Annotated in this window: 18 protein-coding genes; 6 read left to right on the forward strand and 12 right to left on the reverse strand. The window is 60.6% G+C overall.

The window, feature by feature from the left end; genetic code table 11:
* The coding region (locus tag KBY83_RS00005) for a hypothetical protein (protein ID WP_255017721.1) at positions 1-1130 on the reverse strand (1130 nt) is incomplete at its 3' end.
* Positions 1131-1268: 138 nt separating this feature from the next.
* On the opposite strand from KBY83_RS00005, the gene KBY83_RS00010 reads away from it, so the two are divergent.
* Positions 1269-1649, forward strand: a complete 381-nt coding sequence (locus tag KBY83_RS00010) for a hypothetical protein (RefSeq protein WP_255017722.1) — start codon at positions 1269-1271, stop codon at positions 1647-1649.
* 106 nt (positions 1650-1755) lie between these two features.
* On the opposite strand, the gene KBY83_RS00015 is transcribed toward KBY83_RS00010, so the two are convergent.
* The 7 genes from KBY83_RS00015 to KBY83_RS00045 all read right to left on the reverse strand — a co-directional run bounded on the left by KBY83_RS00015 (position 1756) and on the right by KBY83_RS00045 (position 7055).
* Entirely contained in the window at positions 1756-1881 is a 126-nt protein-coding gene (locus KBY83_RS00015; protein ID WP_255017723.1) for a hypothetical protein, read from the reverse strand.
* A 22-nt stretch (positions 1882-1903) separates the two neighbouring features.
* The gene (locus tag KBY83_RS00020; protein WP_255017724.1) at positions 1904-2161 is read right to left on the reverse strand and encodes a hypothetical protein; all 258 of its coding nucleotides are present in this window, start codon (positions 2159-2161) and stop codon (positions 1904-1906) included.
* A complete protein-coding gene (locus KBY83_RS00025) occupies positions 2146-2337 on the reverse strand; it encodes a hypothetical protein (protein WP_255017725.1) in 192 nt (63 codons plus the stop codon). The genes KBY83_RS00020 and KBY83_RS00025 overlap by 16 nt, the downstream gene beginning before the upstream one ends.
* A gap of 550 nt (positions 2338-2887) precedes the next feature.
* Positions 2888-3697: a prohibitin family protein gene (locus KBY83_RS00030; RefSeq protein ID WP_255017726.1), complete on the reverse strand. Its 810-nt coding sequence runs from the start codon at positions 3695-3697 to the stop codon at positions 2888-2890.
* Positions 3698-3723: 26 nt separating this feature from the next.
* A complete protein-coding gene (locus tag KBY83_RS00035) occupies positions 3724-4803 on the reverse strand; it encodes an alanine/ornithine racemase family PLP-dependent enzyme (RefSeq protein WP_255017727.1) in 1080 nt (359 codons plus the stop codon).
* Positions 4800-5882: a DUF1611 domain-containing protein gene (locus KBY83_RS00040; protein WP_255017728.1), complete on the reverse strand. Its 1083-nt coding sequence runs from the start codon at positions 5880-5882 to the stop codon at positions 4800-4802. The genes KBY83_RS00035 and KBY83_RS00040 overlap by 4 nt, the downstream gene beginning before the upstream one ends.
* Positions 5883-6035: 153 nt before the next feature.
* Positions 6036-7055 (reverse strand): GGDEF domain-containing protein, encoded by a 1020-nt coding sequence (locus tag KBY83_RS00045; RefSeq protein ID WP_255017729.1) that lies wholly within the window; start codon positions 7053-7055, stop codon positions 6036-6038.
* A gap of 106 nt (positions 7056-7161) precedes the next feature.
* Between KBY83_RS00045 and KBY83_RS00050 the strand changes: the two genes are divergently transcribed.
* Positions 7162-7482: a 4a-hydroxytetrahydrobiopterin dehydratase gene (locus tag KBY83_RS00050; protein ID WP_255017730.1), complete on the forward strand. Its 321-nt coding sequence runs from the start codon at positions 7162-7164 to the stop codon at positions 7480-7482.
* On the opposite strand, the gene KBY83_RS00055 is transcribed toward KBY83_RS00050, so the two are convergent.
* Positions 7479-8330: a galactose mutarotase gene (locus KBY83_RS00055; RefSeq protein ID WP_254931920.1), complete on the reverse strand. Its 852-nt coding sequence runs from the start codon at positions 8328-8330 to the stop codon at positions 7479-7481. The genes KBY83_RS00050 and KBY83_RS00055 overlap by 4 nt on opposite strands.
* Positions 8331-8937: 607 nt before the next feature.
* Positions 8938-9162, reverse strand: a complete 225-nt coding sequence (locus tag KBY83_RS00060; RefSeq protein ID WP_106501763.1) for a hypothetical protein — start codon at positions 9160-9162, stop codon at positions 8938-8940.
* Between the two features lie 263 nt (positions 9163-9425).
* Here KBY83_RS00060 and KBY83_RS00065 point away from each other — a divergent pair, with 263 nt between their 5' ends.
* Positions 9426-10529, forward strand: a complete 1104-nt coding sequence (locus tag KBY83_RS00065; protein ID WP_255017731.1) for a DUF4912 domain-containing protein — start codon at positions 9426-9428, stop codon at positions 10527-10529.
* Here the strand turns inward: KBY83_RS00065 and leuS are convergent.
* Both leuS and KBY83_RS00075 read right to left on the reverse strand, forming a co-directional pair.
* The gene (gene leuS / locus KBY83_RS00070) at positions 10526-13165 is read right to left on the reverse strand and encodes a leucine--tRNA ligase (protein WP_396093087.1); all 2640 of its coding nucleotides are present in this window, start codon (positions 13163-13165) and stop codon (positions 10526-10528) included. The two genes, KBY83_RS00065 and leuS, sit on opposite strands and share 4 nt — an antisense overlap.
* Positions 13166-13223: 58 nt before the next feature.
* Complete coding sequence (locus KBY83_RS00075; protein ID WP_255017732.1) at positions 13224-13463, reverse strand: Hfq-related RNA-binding protein; 240 nt, start codon at positions 13461-13463, stop codon at positions 13224-13226.
* Between the two features lie 32 nt (positions 13464-13495).
* Between KBY83_RS00075 and dapF the strand changes: the two genes are divergently transcribed.
* The 3 genes from dapF to KBY83_RS00090 are packed head-to-tail and all read left to right on the forward strand — an operon-like array spanning position 13496 to position 16497.
* The gene (gene dapF / locus KBY83_RS00080) at positions 13496-14620 is read left to right on the forward strand and encodes a diaminopimelate epimerase (protein ID WP_255017892.1); all 1125 of its coding nucleotides are present in this window, start codon (positions 13496-13498) and stop codon (positions 14618-14620) included.
* Positions 14621-15805 (forward strand): aminotransferase class V-fold PLP-dependent enzyme, encoded by a 1185-nt coding sequence (locus tag KBY83_RS00085; RefSeq protein ID WP_255017733.1) that lies wholly within the window; start codon positions 14621-14623, stop codon positions 15803-15805.
* Positions 15805-16497: a DUF1995 family protein gene (locus KBY83_RS00090; protein WP_255017734.1), complete on the forward strand. Its 693-nt coding sequence runs from the start codon at positions 15805-15807 to the stop codon at positions 16495-16497. Before KBY83_RS00085 ends, KBY83_RS00090 begins: the two co-directional genes overlap by 1 nt.
* The last annotated feature ends 25 nt before the right edge of the window (positions 16498-16522 follow it).

A 16522-nucleotide genomic window follows, 5' to 3' on the forward strand; every position in this document is an offset into this window, starting at 1 on the left:
CAACGGACGTATTGGCCTGTGACTGAGTTTTTCCAGAAGAGCTCATAGCCATTGCCTGTTGCAGCGGCGGCGAGTGCTGACCAGCCGGCCCCGGGGTTGGCGGAGGATGCGAACTGACCAGAGAAGGAGACCTGGAAGGGAGAGGCTGCACCGTTTTTGATGGCGTAACCGAGCTGCGTGGAACCGAATTGAACAGCGCCAACGGTCTTGGTTGGTGTGAAGCTCAGACCAGTGGTCCCATCGCCATCAAGGTCAACATTCAGGTTGGTTTCATCTTGTAGGAACGCTGCAGTGCTGATGACGGCACTGCTGGTCTGTGCAGCAGAGGAATTGAGGAACCACTTGGCATAGCTGCCATTGGTATTTTTCCAATAGAGGTCATAGCCAGTGACTGTTGAGGCTGCTGCAAAGGCACTCCACCCACCAACCGGACCTGCAACAGCGCCTGCATTGGTAATTGATAGAGGAGATGCGACGCCATTTTGAAGGGCATAGCCAATTACGGTACTGCCGAATTGAACTGCGCCAACAGTTTTATTAGATGTAAAGGTATAATCATAGAGTGACTTGATAATAGCCCTTACTTCGCTTGCATCATTGATGCCCATTGCCCTTGGATTAAAATATCCATTTGAAATCAGTGACTCGATGCTTTGGCCAGGCATCGTTTGATAGGTCAACAAAAGTGAGCCTGCCGACTGGGGTGACCCCGAAAGCGTGATGTCTTGAAACTCAATTGTTTCTATGGCGCCATATGCATTCAGGGCATCAATTAGAAGGACATTCGTCCCCCATGTCGTTGACATAAATATATGTCGACCGTCTACGGAAAAGAAAGTATCAATGTTGCTTGCGTAGTCGAATATCCTTAGGCGGTCGAAGCTGCTGCCCGAGGCATCCGCAATAAACGTACTTGTCCCGTACTCTATATTGTACTTATCATTTCCCGTCCCTCCGCTTGCAATTGAGGGGATCCACCATGTCGCTCCATCGAGGAACAGCTCCCCGCTGCCTCTTATGAAGAGCGTGTCGTCGCCGCTATCGGCAAAATATGCTATTCCTGGAGTGATGGAAAAGTTCGTATCATTCCCACTGGTTCCTGTCTGTACGCTGAAACTTCCTATTATCATTTTAATCGGAATTCTTTAGCTCATCTATTAAAGCATGAGCCAGTTGTGCGTCACTATTCGCGTAAGTCGTATGCAATTTCTGCATAAGACTCCAGCTCACCGCAGTCAGCCAGCATCACGTTGCTAGCCCTCACTGCCATGCCCCAGTTCTCCGTGTTCTTCAGTGACGGTGATGGCTTTGGTATCGAGATGGTTTATGCGCTGGTCGCTGCCCACGCTCTGGAGATAGTCCGAACGCAGCACCCGACGGGAAGGTTATCGGCAGTGCCGGCTGAGCTACTCGACGTTAAGGAGCGCCACAAGCGGCTGGTGGCTTTGCTCAGAGTGGAGTGGTTAGCCGGGTGGGGTGGCAGCAAGGCAGCAATCAATCCAGCATCCGGATCCAGACCCACCACAGCAGAGCCCTGGCACGATCGCCAGGGCAAGCACGGCAAGGCTCTGAAGCTGTTCTGGGTTCATTCGCCCCACTTTGTCCGTGCAGCGCACAGGACCGCCACAAGCCGCTGCGGGCGTGGCTAATGGGGGGAGGGGCTAGCTATGGAGTCGCCTGCTGCCCCCTAGCGCCATTAGTCAGACCCGTTGCCAGGCTTGTTGTCGTCATCGTCATCCCGACGACTGACGAACATCAGCCCATCACAATGATCGTGATGGGCAGGAAGGTAAGGCGGATGCTGTTGAGCACCCCCACGGTGAGTCCCGCCAGTGAGCCCAAGATCACCAGGTTGACCCAGCGGGTTGGCCCACTGGGCACGGATGGCTATGGGATCCACCATTCAGCCCCCCCCGTTACCAGGCTTGTCGTCATAGCCACCGAGGCTCCGGAACATCAGGCCGCCACCCGCCGCGATCATCACGATGTAGGTGGCAAGTGCCCAGAGGGTGGTGGGCATGAAGGTGAGTCGAATGCTGTTGAGCACCCCGACTCCTAATGTGGCCATAGATCCCCAAACGAGGAGGTTGGCCCAGCGCTTATAGGCGCCGCTGAACAGTAGGCAGACGCCAATGCCTAGCGGAATCATGAGCAGCCCCATGCCAGGGGTGCCGATGGGGAACATGGAGCCCCCCCGCCATAGCGCCCCCAGCCTCCACCGCGATAGGGGAGGGCCGAGCTGGCCATCACCTGATTGGCAAGCAGGAAGATGCCGCCGCCGAAGAGAGAACCGCCAGCTATGAACTGGATGAAGTCGTTGGTGGGATTGCGGGACATAACTTTGGAGGTTGCTGCTAGGTGAATCCAATGTCATCCCCCACATGGGGGGGGGCGGAGCGATTAGTCATCGCAGCGTGACGGCTTGACGTGTTCTGAGATTCCAGAGCAGCTATTGCCAGCGCAGCCGGTGGTGCTGGCGCCGGTGGTGTCAGGGGCGAGCTGAGCAGGGCGCACCGATAAGCCACCATGACGCAGCCACCAGTGACCGCCATGCCCCAGTTCGCGGTGGTCGGTGCCGGCTTTGCCATCGAGATGGTGCAGGCTCCGATGCTGTCCATGCGCAGGACATAGCCCGCGTTCAGCACCCAATGGGGAGGCTTTCATCAATACCAAGGACCAATGCCGTGATCGATTCGCTCGATGCACACACCACCATGAGCACCCAGAACCTGAATGAGCCCGACCCCCAGGCCGGACGTATGAAGGTCTTTCTCGACTACATGGGGTTGTATGAGTCCTTGAGGGAGAGGGTCACTCAGCCCACATGGTGTGGGCTGGAGGGCTAAAACCTCAACAATTCACGCGTAACCATGGGCAACTGAGGCCATCAGCGCCGACCGTTGACGATCACCGAGTTGCCGCTCCCCCCAGCAGTACCTGGCAGGGCCGGCACCACGGAGGTCTGGCCATCCCACTTGTCGAGGAAGAGCTTGTAGAGCACCTGATCATCGAGGCTTGAGTTGAGCGTTTCGTAGCGCTTGGCTTCCTGCTCGGCGATCAATACCTCGGTCTGGGCGCGCAGGAGCTGCTGCTCGGCAATCTGTTTCTGTTCGATCGCGGCGCGGTATTCCTCGGCGATTTGCAGGCCGGTGAGATCGAGTCCCTGCACGCTCACATAATCAAATTTGCGCAGTTCCTCGGCCACCTTCTCCTGCACCAGCTCCGAAATGGAGTTCCATTCGGTGGCAATAGTCACCAACTCATACTGGGAGAAGACTGATTTGAGTGCCTTCAGTAGGGATGGTTGGATTACGCGGGGATAGATCTGCTGGTCATCGGTGGCGATCGTCTCGTATATCCGCCCCGCTTCTGCGGGCTTCATGGCGTATTTCACTGTGGCGGTGGCCTGGATCACCTGGAGGTCCTTGGTGAGAGTCGAAAACTGCTCCGGTCGCACCTGGGTGCGCACGTCAAACAGCGAAGTGTTCTGCACGAGGGGGGCCTTGATGTTGGCGCCGGGGCTGCGGGGGATACCGGTGACCTTGCCCAGGGTTGTGACAACGGCCACGTTGCCGGCCGGCACTATGAACACGGTTTGGCTGAGCAGAATCGCGATGCCCACCAACACGGCCGCAATCAGGCTGAGGGTTGCTCCAGGACCATCGGGACTGCCAGCTGAGCGAAGGGGCGACTGCATGAAGGGGCCAATACCAATTGCGAACCCTAGGCAGGTCCGCCGATGAAACAACGGCTCACAAATGGAGATGTCATCGCCCGCAGCAGGCTGCTGTAGCTCACCTGGAAGCGCTGTTCATCGCCCGGCGCCAACGCCTCTGCAGCTCCGCTCACCACCAAGTGGTCGCTGGATGCGCCCTCGATGTTGATCCCAGGGGCACTAAGACCGGCCGGATCGGCATCCTGTTCTCCCAGGGCAAGTAGCGCCCGCATGGCCATGGGTTGGTCTGGTTGCTTTTGGGGAGCAACTGGCCCTTTGGCAAAACTGGTGTAGTGACGCGTTCCCCAGGCACGGCTTGGCTTGCGCTTGGACTCGATCACCTCTGCCACCAGGGTGATGGCATCTGTGTACAGCCCTGGTATGGCTGTGCGGCTGAGGGGCTCTCGCCCCAGCAGCAGGGCCTCGCCGAGGCGCAGGTGGTTGATGCGGCCCGGATCGCCGCCACCAGTCAGCCAGGGAAGATTGGCCGAATTACCTCCCGAGCACCACTCGAGCTTGATGCCAAAACGCCTTTCCAGGGCTTCGATCAGACGCGATAGTTCGCCCATATTCGCTTCATCTGGGGCAACGCCGTTTTGACAGCCCAGATTGGTGCCGATGCCCACCAGCAGCAGGTTTGGCAGGGCAAGGGTAAGTAACACCATCGCCTCAAGGTCTGCCGCGAGAATTCCCTCGCGCAGATCCCCTAACTCCACCATCAGCAGCACCCCATGGCGCACCCCCTGGCAATGCGCCGCCGCTGCCAAGGCCTTGAGCACCACCGCCTCGCTGTTGCAGCTAATCGCCGCATGGGCCACCACCCGATCCACCTGGCTGAGCATCGGCGAGCGAATCAGCAGTAGGGGCACACCAAGCTCGCAGCGGCTAAGCGATTCGATTGATTCGATTCGCGATTCACCGATGGAGTGCACCCCTGCCGCCACCCAGGTGCGCACAATTTCCGGCAGGCCCAGGGTTGCCTTGCTCACCCCGGTCACCTTGATTCCTTGGCGGGCAAGCCGCTTCACCATGGTGGTGGCGTTGTGCTGCAGGTGCTCGAGATGAATCTCCAGCCGCGGTGCACTCAAAGCTGGCCGTCAGTTGATGTACACAACTCGGGAAAAGCCCGCAGCACCATGGCTACAAGGGCAGAGGCAGGTCGGCTCACCGCATCGGTGACAGGAATGGCGAGCTCGGCCGCATAGAGGGCGATTGCAGCACTCACCTCGGCGTCATTCATGCCCTCGTGGTTCAGGGTTAGGCCGATTACCCGCGTTGGCGCGAACGATTCGATCAGGCGAATTTCGCTTGCAGGCGTGGGCATCGGCATAAACGGAAAATCGCTCAGCTGCCGCCGTGCCGGCGCGTGCTGCAGCACCACCGCCTGGGGCTGGCTGCCCCGCAGGATGAAGCTGGAAGAGAGGTAGGCGGGATGGCTGAGGGCCCCTTGGCCTTCAATCACGATCACCGCAGGTTTTTCCGTGCAGTAGGCCTCCACCACTGCGGCCTCCACCTCCCCTGAGCAAAACTGCGATGGAATGGCATCAAGAGGGATTCCATAGCGCCCCCCTTGAATTAAGCCGGTTTGCCCCGTGCTCACCAAAACGGCGCGGATACCGCTGGCGTCTAGGGCTTGAACCAGAAGCGTGGCCGTGGTGCGCTTACCGATGGCGCCATCGGTGCCGAGCACGGCGATTCGAATGCAGCGTGCCTTGGCAATCGAGCCATTGAACAGGCGCAGATCCTTCAGAGCGGCTGGACGACGCACATCCCTGATTGACACTTGATGACGTTTGGCCGCTTGGGCAAATTCACTGTCGTCATTAAGGAATTCGCGCATGCCGCTGACCAGGTTCAGGCCAGCTGCCATGGCCAGCAGCAGAGCCCGGCGATCGTCTTTGCCATAGAGGCCATCTGCAGGCGCCATGCCATAGATGAAGGTGCTGGCGCGAGGCCCTGGCAAGGCAAGGGCCTCATCTAGATCAGCCACGATGGGTATGCCGTTGCTGATGCCGTCTAGTAGCAGGCCTGCATCAATTCCAGCTGATTGGCTATCAATAATGGCCCTGATTTCAAAGGCCTCACAGAAGCGCACTAGGCCGTGGGCGGTTTTGCCATCGAGCCCTGCGAAGTTTCCCTCGCAGTAGACGACTGCAGCCGATTTCACCGCAACTTGATGCGGTGAAATCGAAACGGTCAGGTCATTGACCTGTTTTAAAAATGCCAAATAAGCCAGGACCCATCATTTACCCAGGCTTGAAACAAGTCTGAGGTGGTGATTTCAGGGCTCAGAATTGGCCGCTGAAGGGCGTGGATAAATTCAGCCTAGGACGCTTTCTGCTTCTAGGGGGTCAGCCAGTATTTCGGCGATCTGGTTTCGGCCATTGCCCTGCGCCAGGAATAGGGCCCGTTCGGCCCGAAGCAGCGCATCAAGGGCCTGGCGATCGGCTGGAGCAAGCAGGGTCAGGCCGCCACTGGCCGTTAGCTGGTGGCCGCTGGTCGAAAAGACGCCCCGCAGCTCGCTGATGCCAGTGCGAATGGCATCAGCCCTTTCCATGGCTGTAGCAAGGTCAACATTCACCATCAATAGGGCGAATTCCTGGTCGCCGGTTTGGCCCACCAGGTCCTGCTCGCATAGCTGGGAGCGCAGTAGGGCGGCAACGTCTACAAGCGCCCGATCCGACGCCTGCAGACCCCAGCGGTTCTTGATCTGGTCGAAGTGGTCGAGCTGCAGGGCCAGCACGGCCAGGTTTTCGCCTGCCTGGCGGGCCCGCAGCAGCTCAGGCTCAGCTTGCTCCAGGAAGTTTGCTCGGTCTGCTAATGCGCTCACTGGATGCACCGTGGTGAGTCGACGCAGTTCGAGCTCACGCAGCACCAGCTGGGCTAGATCCTCGAGCAGTCGCACCTGGCTGGAGCTGAAGTGGCGCGGCAACCGGTCGATCACGCACAGGGTGCCCAGGTTGTGACCGTCTCGACTCTGCAGCGGTGTACCTGCGTAGAAGCGCACCTTTGGGTCCTGAGTCACCAGGTGATTGGTGCAGAAACGTGGGTCTTGGTGGGCATCGGGCACCACCAGGGTTTCATCACCGGCAATGGCGTGGGCGCAAAAGGCCATCTTCCGCGGCGTTTCGGTGCTGTCTATGCCGTGGTGGGCAAGGAACCATTGGCGGTCGCCATCCACCAGGGAGATGAGCGCAATCGGGGTTTCCAGCACAGTTGATGCGAGCCGCACCAGTCGCTCGAAGTGCTGATCGCCTGGATGGTTTAGTACCCCCAGGCGCTCTAAATCCCTTTGGCGCTGGGATTCATCCGCCGGAATCGGGTAGTCGGGATACGGCATGAACTTCGCCGATAATCCCAATTCTAGGAAGTCTTGGACCGCCAACCGGGCTTCACTAGGGCCATGATTTAGCTATTCCCAACAGACCTTCCCAGCAGCCCTTCCCATGGCCCTCAACCAAGAAAGCTGTCTTCCCTGCCGCGATGGGGCGCCCCTCCTTGATGCCGCTGAACTGGCCGAATTGTTGCCCCAGTTGCCCGGTTGGGTTGTTTTGGATGGACACCACTTGCAAAAGGCCTGGAGCTTCGCTGATTTTCAGCAGGCTCTCGATTGGCTCAACCGGGCTGGAGCGATCTGCGAAGCGGAGGGTCACCATGCCGAATTCAGCCTTGGCTGGGGTCACGCAAGCGCTGAGGTTTACACCCACAAGGTGGATGGCCTAACCAGAGCTGACGCAGTTTTGGCCGCCAAACTTGATGGGGCTTAGCAGGCGCTAACGGCGTAACGGGTCTGCAACCGGCAGGTTTCGCTGGGACCAATTTCAAGCTTGCCATCGCCACTGATCAGAGCCTGGCGAGGTCCTGTCCAGGGCTCCAGGCAGACCATCGCACGGGGTGGTTCGGTCCAGAGCACCACCAGGTTGAACGGGGCGCTGAGCTGCAGATCAAGGGCCAGGCCGGCTTCCGGATCCAGCAAGCGCACGTCACCACTGGGACGGACCAACAGGTCAATTCCGTCGTCCAATCGCGCCATTTGTTCTGCCGTGTCGGCGTCGGCCATCGATAGATGGTTTAGGCAGCGCTCCGGTAGCCCCTCAAAGCGGGGAGATTTGAGGTTGCTGAGGTTGAAGTAGGGGTGGAGGCCGAAGCTGAATGGCATCGGCTCCTGGCTGCGGTTCTGCACAGTGGTGTCGATCTCGAGGGCCCCTGGCACCAGGCGCAGCTCAAGCCTCAGCAGAAAGCTGAAGGGATAGCTCGTCAAAGTTGTCTCGCTGTCGTTGAGTTCAAGGGCGATCCCTTGGCCATCCTCGAGAGCGCTCAACTGCCATGGCAGCTGCCGGGCGAAGCCGTGCTGACCTAGGGGAAAGTTCCCCTGGGGCAGGGGCAAGGTGTTGTCCGGCAGGCCGCCGCAGATCGGGAAGAGGATGGGAATACCGCCCCGCACTGATTGGGCGGGGTCGAGGAAGCGTTCAAGATCGAGGTAGATCAGCTCCTTGCCGTTGCAGCGCCAGCCGGTCACCAGACCTCCCCGTTCAGGCACCACCCGCAGCAGATCCCCGGAGTCGCTGGCGAACTCCCAATGTGGATATGGGGTTTCGCGGTGTACCAGGGCCACGGAGCTCGAGCGGGGTTGGCCTATTTAGGCCTGCGGCCGGCCTCTGGGCGGGTGTTCCTTCACACAATCTTCCATTGATAAAGATCAGAACCGGTCTCGATCCCCTGATCAATTCCATAGGGTCTTGCAATCAGCTTGTAGTGGTTATGAATCGTTCAGAGGACAGAGCGCCTCGCCAGGAATTATTCGAGCCCCGCAGCCTGAAGTGGCAAGAAAATGGCGAGTTGGCAAGCACCGAGATGTTCGAGCTGGTCAAGCGTCTGCGGGCTGTGGAATCAGGAAAAACCGTTAACGAGCTTTGGCGGCTCAGCCAGAAAGCCTGAGGCTGGTTGTCGCACCAACACTTCCACTTGCCATCCCTGGCCAGCTTTGGTTGATTGCATTGGTCGCAGAGCGTGCCATGCCTGATTCTTCTGCTATAGCGGAGTGGCGACACCGCGGCTGCAGCGTGCGTTTGATCACACGCTGTCCAGCTGCAGAGGCCTACCTCATTCAGCACTGCAGTGGCATGTCCATGGGTTCAGTAGCCAGCCTCGAAGAGGCTCGCACTCTCATTGACGACCACATTCAATTACTTAGGCAGCGCCTTGTAGCTAGCGCTTAGTTTTCAGGGCAAAACCCCCACCAAGCCGCGGCGGCGTAGTTCCTGCTGGAATTCACTGCTGAGCGGATCTAGGTGCCATTGCCGCTGAGTCCACTGCCACAGGGCCTGGAGCCGCCAGCCCAGCCACAGAAGGCACAGCACTAGGCCCAGCCAACGCATCGATAGGTCCACGGAGTTCACCTTGTTTAAGAACGGACCACGCTCCTGGGGAGGGGCACGGCCATCCATTGACACAAGTCGCCAAGGGCCATGGCCTCGACCCCTCTTGGCGGATCGCTTGATTTGCTCCCGCTGACAGAGCTAGGTCTTCCGTAGCCCTAGCTGCCCGCTGGGGAGCGCCTGGAATCGGCTCTTGAGGCAATACCTGGTGGGGCCGCTTGCTCCCCGGACGTGGCGATCTGCTGACAAGGCTCCGAAAACAGGGCCGGAATCCCTGAAAATCGACTGAGTCTCTTCGGAAAGCAGCAGTTATGACTACGTCAGGTTTTCCGATGTCGGGTGATTACGACGCCAACGACCTGACCTTGCGTCAACTGCGCCAGATGGCCAGCAACCTCGGCATCGGCCGCTATAGCCGGATGCTGAAGGATCAGCTGTTGCGGGCTATTCAGGGCAGGTCAGACTCCCAGCCCCCAGCTAGCCAGCCTGGTGATGAGGTGCCAGAGGATGAGGGTCTGCGCAGCATGGAAGCCGAGATGGGCTCTGCTCCCCGGCCCGCCTCCCAAACGGCAGTTGTATTTCTGCCCAGGGATCCCCAGTGGGCCTACGTGTTTTGGGAGCTCTCCGACTCCGACCGTCGCCAGGCGATGGCCGACAGTGCCAGCCAGCTGGTACTTCGAGTTGTGGATGTGACCGGTCTTGGTGCTGGTGCTGCCCACCAGCACACCATGCAGGAAGTAGTGGTTAATAGCCATGCCACCGAGTGGTACCTGCCTGTTCCCCTCAGCGACCGGGACTATCGGGTTGAACTTGGCTACCGGCTCGCTGGTGGCGGTTGGCGTTCATTGGCCTTCTCCTCGGTGGCTCGGGTACCTGGCCTCCATCCCAGTGAGCAGATCCTTGATCAGTTTGTGCCCTTCTCCCTAGGGGCCCCTGCTACTGCTGCAGCTGGTTCAGCTGTTATGCCGACTGCAGCTCCTGGTATTCACGAGCGCGTCTATCAGGCTGCCACCACTACTTGGCGGGCGGTAGGCCGCGGTTCTGAGGCTTTCCACGAGGTGGATGCCAATTCCGACCACAATCAGGGTCTGAATGCTTCCGGCGCCGGTGTTTGGGCCAGCGGCCGCAACGAGTCGGGTGCTGGTGGTGTGGCTACTCGTCAGCGAGCCTTCTGGCTAGTAGCCGATGCCGAATTGATTGTTTATGGAGCTACTGATCCGGCGGCAACCCTGCGGATTGGTGAGGAAGTAGTGCCCCTCGGCGAAGATGGCACCTTCAGGCTTCAGGTTCCCTTCCGTGATGGCAAGCAGTTGTACCCGATTACTGCCGTAGCAGCTGACGGCGAACAACGTCGCAATATCACTCTTGAATTCGTCCGCACTACCCCGGACGCCAATGTCAACACCGCTGAAGAAGCGGTGGCTGAGTGGTTCTAGGGCACCAGATTCACCAGCTTTCCAGGTACCACGATTACCCGGCTGGGGGGCTTGCCCTCCAGCCATTTTTGTGCGATTTCGCTATTGAGCGCCAGCTGTTCAAGGGTTGCTTTATCAGCGTTGGCCGGCACCGCCAAGCTGCCTCGCATCTTGCCCTTGACCTGAATAACCAAATCAATAGTTTCGCGCACTAGGGCTGCAGGGTCTGGCTGCGGCCAGCTCTGGGCGTGAATGCTGCAGTTGTTGTCTGGATTGGCGCCCAAACGCAGCCAAAGCTCCTCCGCCAGGTGGGGGGCAAACGGAGCCAGGAGCACCAGCAAGGTCTGCAATGCCTCTTTAGCTACGGGCGCAGTGGCGGCCTCGAGATGTTCAGCCATCACATTGCTGAGCTTCATTAACTCCGAAATGGCTGTATTGAACTGATATTCACCATCGAGGTCCTCACTGATCTCGGCTATGGCCGTGTGCACTGCCCGGCGCAGCTCCAGCTCAGAAGCCGTCAAGGTTGTGTTGGCAAACTGGGCCGCAGTTTGCTCAACCGCCCTCCCTACACCTGACAGTTGCAGGTCCCGGGCGCAGGCCCCATCCACCAGCCGCCACAGGCGCTGTAAAAAGCGAAACTGGCCTTCCACATCGGCGTCATCCCATTCCAGATCTTTTTCCGGTGGAGCCTTGAACAGGATGAACATCCGGGCCGTATCAGCGCCGTACTTATCAATTACCTGGGCAGGGTCGACGCCGTTGTACTTCGACTTCGACATTTTTTCGTAGAAAGTCTCTAGGACTTCGCCACTGATTGGATCACGGGGGTCGCTTGGATCGACAACATCGCCCGGCGCGATGTATTTGCCGGAGTGGGGGTTCTTGTAGGTAATGCCCTGAACCATCCCCTGGGTAAGTAGGTGGATGAAGGGTTCATCGAAGCCCAGCAGGCCCCGGTCTCGCAGCACCTTGGTGAAGAAGCGGGCATAGAGAAGGTGGAGGATCGCGTGCTCGATCCCGCCCACGTATTGATCAACCGGCAACCAGCGGTCCACGGCCTCGCGTGTAAACGGAAGGTCTGTGTTGTGGGGATCGCTGTAGCGCAGGAAATACCAGCTGGAGCACATGAAGGTGTCCATGGTGTCGGTCTCACGCTTCGCCGCCTTGCCGCAGCAAGGGCAGTCCACGTTCACCCAGCTCTCTAATTGGGCTAGGGGCGATCCGCCCTTGCCCTCAAGGTTTGCCCCCACCGGCAGCTCCACCGGCAGCTGTTCGGCCGGTACGGGCACCACACCGCAGCTTTCGCAGTGGATCACCGGGATCGGACAGCCCCAGTAGCGCTGGCGCGAGATCAGCCAGTCGCGCAGACGGAACTGCACCTTGGCATTGCCCCATCCCTGACCCGCAGCTGCCTCGGTGATCGCCCTTTTGGCTTCAGCGCTTGGTAAACCATCGAAGCAACCGGAGTGAATCAAAACCCCGGCTTCTGTCCAGGCACCACCTTCGAAGGCGTGCTCGTCGCTGTCCTGGGGAATGACCACCTGCTGCACCGGCAATTCGTACTGCCGCGCGAATACAAAGTCACGCTGGTCGTGGGCAGGGACCCCCATCACTGCGCCGGTGCCGTAGTCGGCGAGGACGTAATCGGCGATCCAGAGGGGGATAAGGGCGCCATTGGCTGGGTTGCGTACCCGGGCACCGATCGGCACACCCCGTTTGGGTTTGTCGTCGGCCGTGCGCTCAAGCTCGCTTTGGCGGCTCACCAGATCACAGAAGGCCTGCACGTGGATCGCCTGCTCGGCGGTGGTCAGCCCAGCTACCCGGGGGTGCTCTGGGGCCAACACCAGGTAGCTGACGCCAAAGATGGTGTCTGGGCGTGTTGTGAACACGGTGATCTGTTCACCGGTGCCAGCGCCAGATGAATCCACAACCTCAAAGTGCAGCTCGGCGCCCGTACTGCGGCCAATCCAGTTGGCCTGCATGGTGCGCACCCGCTCCGGCCAACCCTCGAGCTTGGGCAGATCGTCCAGCAGTTGGTCGGCGTAGGCGGTGATCTTGAGAAACCACTGGCGCAGCTTGCGTTTCTCCACCAGGGCTCCGGATCGCCAGGAGCGGCCCTCGCCGTCCACCTGTTCGTTGGCAAGCACCGTTTGGTCGATGGGATCCCAGTTGACGCTTGCGTCTTTCTGGTAAGCGAGCCCTGCATCAAGAAACTGCAGAAATAACCACTGGGTCCAGCGGTAGTAGTCGCTATGGCAGGTAGCCAGCTCTCGATCCCAGTCGATGGAGAGGCCAAGCCGCTTCAGCTGCTCCCGCATCGAGGCGATGTTTTGATCGGTCCAGATGCCGGGTTCAATTCCCCGCTCGATGGCCGCATTTTCGGCTGGTAAACCAAAGGCATCCCAACCCATCGGATGCAGCACCTGCTTGCCCCGTAAACGTTGCACCCTGGCGATCACATCGGTGATCACGTAATTGCGCACGTGACCCATGTGCAGGTTCCCCGATGGATAGGGGAACATCGACAGGGCGTAATAGCTGTCGCCGCAGGACCCATCCAGTTTCGCTGGCGTGCGGTGCTGAGCCGCGCTCTCCCAGTGCTGCTGCCAGCGCGATTCGAGGGCCTGGGGTTGGTAGCGGGGGGCGTCGCTCACGGCAGCCAGGCTGGATCAGGGCTTTGATCGTGCCACAGCCCAGTTGGATGACTCCTGCTCAGCCGAGCGCACGGATCGTCGCCGCGGCCGCACGATTGATCAGGGTGAGGGGACGATTTTCGTCTTGCTTGAGTGCCAAGTAGTCGATGTCCTGCCAATGGAGGATTCCCTCAAGCTCCCCCACACCCGGCACCTGGACTGCCACCGGGGTTTTATGGCGAATCAGATCCTGTAAGTGCCGAATGCTGGGTTGCGAGGTATCGAGAGCGGTGCCCTGCTTCTCGAGAAAGCTCTGCATAAGATCTAGCTGTGGCTGCGCTCGCCCCCATCGTGCTCCAGTTCAGCAAATATCAAGGCCTGGGAAATGATTTCCTCATGCTTGATGGCAGGGGAGCCTCCAGCACCGATGCCAGCTATGGCCTCACCCCGGACCGTATTCAGCGCCTCTGCGACCGCCGCTTCGGGGTTGGCGCTGACGGTGTGATCCTGGCCCTGCCGCCCCGCCAGGGCGGGGAGTTGCGCATGCGGATCTTCAATGCCGATGGCACGGAACCGGAGATGTGTGGCAATGGCATGCGCTGCCTGGCCCGCTTTCTGGCCGATAGCGATGACGATGTTCCCGGGCGTCAATGGCAGATCGAAACCTTGGCGGGGCGCATTGTTCCCGAGCTGCGTCAGGACGGCAGCATCAGTGTCGACATGGGAGCCCCGTTTCTCGATCCTGAATCCATTCCGACCACCTTGCCTTGTGGCGATAACGGGCTGGCCCAGGGCAACTTGGAAGTAGCTGGCACCTCGTTTGCCGTCGGGGCGGCCGGTATGGGCAATCCCCACGTTGTGATCCCCGTTGACGACGTTGAGGCTGTGGATTTGGAGCGTTACGGCGCGGCATTCGAGGTTCACCCCGCATTTCCCGCCCGCACCAACGTTCATTTCGTGCAAGTAATCAGTCGCACTCACCTGGTGATGCGGGTGTGGGAGCGCGGAGCGGGCCCCACGTTGGCCTGCGGCACCGGTGCTTGCGCCACCCTCGTGGTGGCCCATCTGCTGGGGCTGGCTGAACGCTGCGCGCGCCTCGATCTCCCAGGCGGGCCCCTGGAAATTGATTGGGATGAAGCCAGTGGTCATGTGTTTATGGCGGGCCCCGCGGTGGCTGTTTTTGATGGCGTCGTGACCCCCGAGCTATGGGGCGATGAGCCCTTTGAACTCGAGGCCGCCGCCCCGGTGCAACAGCAACCAGACGCTTCTCCAGACGCCTCGCCTGCAGTCGACTGCGCCAGTGTCTGCATCAATGGCTGCATCCGACCTGAAGCCTGCCCTTCAGCCGAAGCCAGGGCCAGGGTTGATGCCCTGCTCAACAGCAGCTCCCTCGACGACCTGGTGGCCTTGGCCACCAATTCCCTTGAATCGCGGATTCGCTCCCGCTTTGAGCTGGATCAAGCCCAGGGAGGCTAGGTGGGCTCTTCGGCCAGTCAGCTGCCAGCACTGGCTGGCTACTTCGACACCAGCGCTACCACTCCCACCGCCACTGAGGTGCTGGAGGCCATGGCCCTTGCCCAGGCCACGGCCTGGGCTAACCCCTCAAGCCTCCACGCCCCTGGCCTTGCGGCAGCAGAGCAGCTCGAACGCTCGCGCCTGAGCCTGGCCGCTGGGCTGGGCTGCGAGCCAGATGAACTGGTGGTGACCTCCGGTGGTACCGAGGCCATTCATCTGGCCCTGCTCGGCGCTGCTGCTGGCCTCACACCCGGCCGGCTGGTGATATCGGCGGTCGAGCATCCCGCCACGCTGGCGGCAGCTGCCCAACTGCAGCAGCGCGGCTGGAGCGTCCAAGCGGTGCCGGTCGATAGGCAGGGATTGCTTGATCTCGACGCCCTCGATGGCTTGCTGGTGCCTCCTACCCGTCTGGTCTCGGTGATCTGGGGCCAAAACGAGGTTGGCAGCCTCCAGCCGCTTGAGGCGATCGGGGCCCGCTGCCGGCGGGCGGGGGTGCTGCTGCACGTTGATGCGGTGCAGGTTCTGGGCCACCTGCCGATCAATTTTCGCCAGCTGCCCATTGATTTTTTGAGTGGGGCGGCCCACAAGCTGCAGGGCCCCAGGGGGGTTGGTTTGCTGCTGGTGCGTCGTGGCCTCGCCCTCCAGGGCCAGCTTGGTGGTGGCGGCCAAGAGGGCGGTAGGCGTGGCGGCACCGAACCTGTGGTGCTGTTGAGCGGCTTCGCCAAGGCCCTGGAGCTCAGCTGTGCCACGCCTTCGCTGGCACCCCTGCGCGACTCCCTGCTGCATCGGCTTTTGAGCCTTCCCGGGCTGCGGTTGAGCGGTCCGCCCCCGGGCGACTCCCGCCTGCCTCACCACCTCAGCCTGCTGGTGGCTAGCGAGGCTGGCCTGCCGCATTCCGGCCGGAACTTGGTGCGTGAGCTCTCCCGCCAGGGCTTCGCCCTGAGCAGCGGTTCGGCCTGCAGCAGCTCTGGATCGGCTGCCAGCACCGTGCTCCGGGCCCTGGGCTATGGCGAGGCCGACGCCGCAAGTGGCCTGCGCATCAGCCTCGGGCCCTGGCATTGCGCCGCCGATCTTGAGGCCCTGGTCCAGGCGTTGCAGATGGCGCTTGCGGCCTCGGTAGCGTCGGAGCATCCGTTGACGGCCTAATGCTCCCCCCCGATCTGCGCAGCGCCGAAGCTGAAGCACTGGCGGCGATTCAGAGCGCCTTGGCAGCAGGAGCCAAGGGGCTTTGGAGTGTCGAGCTCCGTTTCGAGGGCCTGCGATTGCTCCCCTTGGCCTTGCGATTGCAGGCTGGTCTTAGTTCCGCCGCACCCAGCCTGAGGCTGCTTTGTGCCGATGCCGGCGCCACTGCCCTTGCCCAACGCGATGCCCCTGAATTCGCAACCCGAATTGCCAGCCTGCGCGATCAGATGCGCCTTCAGCAGGCTGATGGCGGCAGCGAGGGCGTGCTGCTGCTGGTGGCACCTTCCCCCGCCGACTACGAGGAGGTGGAGCAGGTATGCGCCCTGCACCGCGGAGTTGTTTTGCTGTTAAACGGCAACCTCGAGGATGCGGCCATCGGTATCGGCAGCGTGGCTCGGGAGCGCCGCAAGGGTTTTCTGTCCGGCTGGCAGAGCGCCTATGCCCTAATTCCAACAGGAGATGGGGCCCTGCGTCGGGCCTGTCCGGGGATGTGGGAGCTGTATCGCTGCGATGCCGATGGCTATCGCTTTGTTTGCAGTTTCGACCAGAAGCCAGACATGGAGCAACGGGCGTTAGCCATGGCGGGTGAAGCCGGCCTGGGGCTCGGCGCCAACCTCAAAGTCATGGACGCTTTCATCGAAGGCCTGCGCAACTAGCCCCCTGCGGACCCACTTGCACTGG

It is taken from the genome of Cyanobium sp. WKJ7-Wakatipu (assembly GCF_024345355.1).
GTDB lineage: Bacteria > Cyanobacteriota > Cyanobacteriia > PCC-6307 > Cyanobiaceae > Cyanobium_A > Cyanobium_A usitatum.

Coding starts and splice junctions, on each gene's coding strand:
- KBY83_RS00010 (WP_255017722.1), top strand. CDS start 1,269: ATGCCCCAGTTCTCCGTGTTCTTCAGTGACGGTGATGGCTTTGGTATC.
- KBY83_RS00020 (WP_255017724.1), bottom strand. CDS start 2,161: ATGGGGCTGCTCATGATTCCGCTAGGCATTGGCGTCTGCCTACTGTTC.
- KBY83_RS00025 (WP_255017725.1), bottom strand. CDS start 2,337: ATGTCCCGCAATCCCACCAACGACTTCATCCAGTTCATAGCTGGCGGT.
- KBY83_RS00030 (WP_255017726.1), bottom strand. CDS start 3,697: ATGCAGTCGCCCCTTCGCTCAGCTGGCAGTCCCGATGGTCCTGGAGCA.
- KBY83_RS00045 (WP_255017729.1), bottom strand. CDS start 7,055: ATGCCGTATCCCGACTACCCGATTCCGGCGGATGAATCCCAGCGCCAA.
- KBY83_RS00050 (WP_255017730.1), top strand. CDS start 7,162: ATGGCCCTCAACCAAGAAAGCTGTCTTCCCTGCCGCGATGGGGCGCCC.
- KBY83_RS00060 (WP_106501763.1), bottom strand. CDS start 9,162: ATGGATGGCCGTGCCCCTCCCCAGGAGCGTGGTCCGTTCTTAAACAAG.
- KBY83_RS00065 (WP_255017731.1), top strand. CDS start 9,426: ATGTCGGGTGATTACGACGCCAACGACCTGACCTTGCGTCAACTGCGC.
- KBY83_RS00075 (WP_255017732.1), bottom strand. CDS start 13,463: ATGCAGAGCTTTCTCGAGAAGCAGGGCACCGCTCTCGATACCTCGCAA.
- KBY83_RS00090 (WP_255017734.1), top strand. CDS start 15,805: ATGCTCCCCCCCGATCTGCGCAGCGCCGAAGCTGAAGCACTGGCGGCG.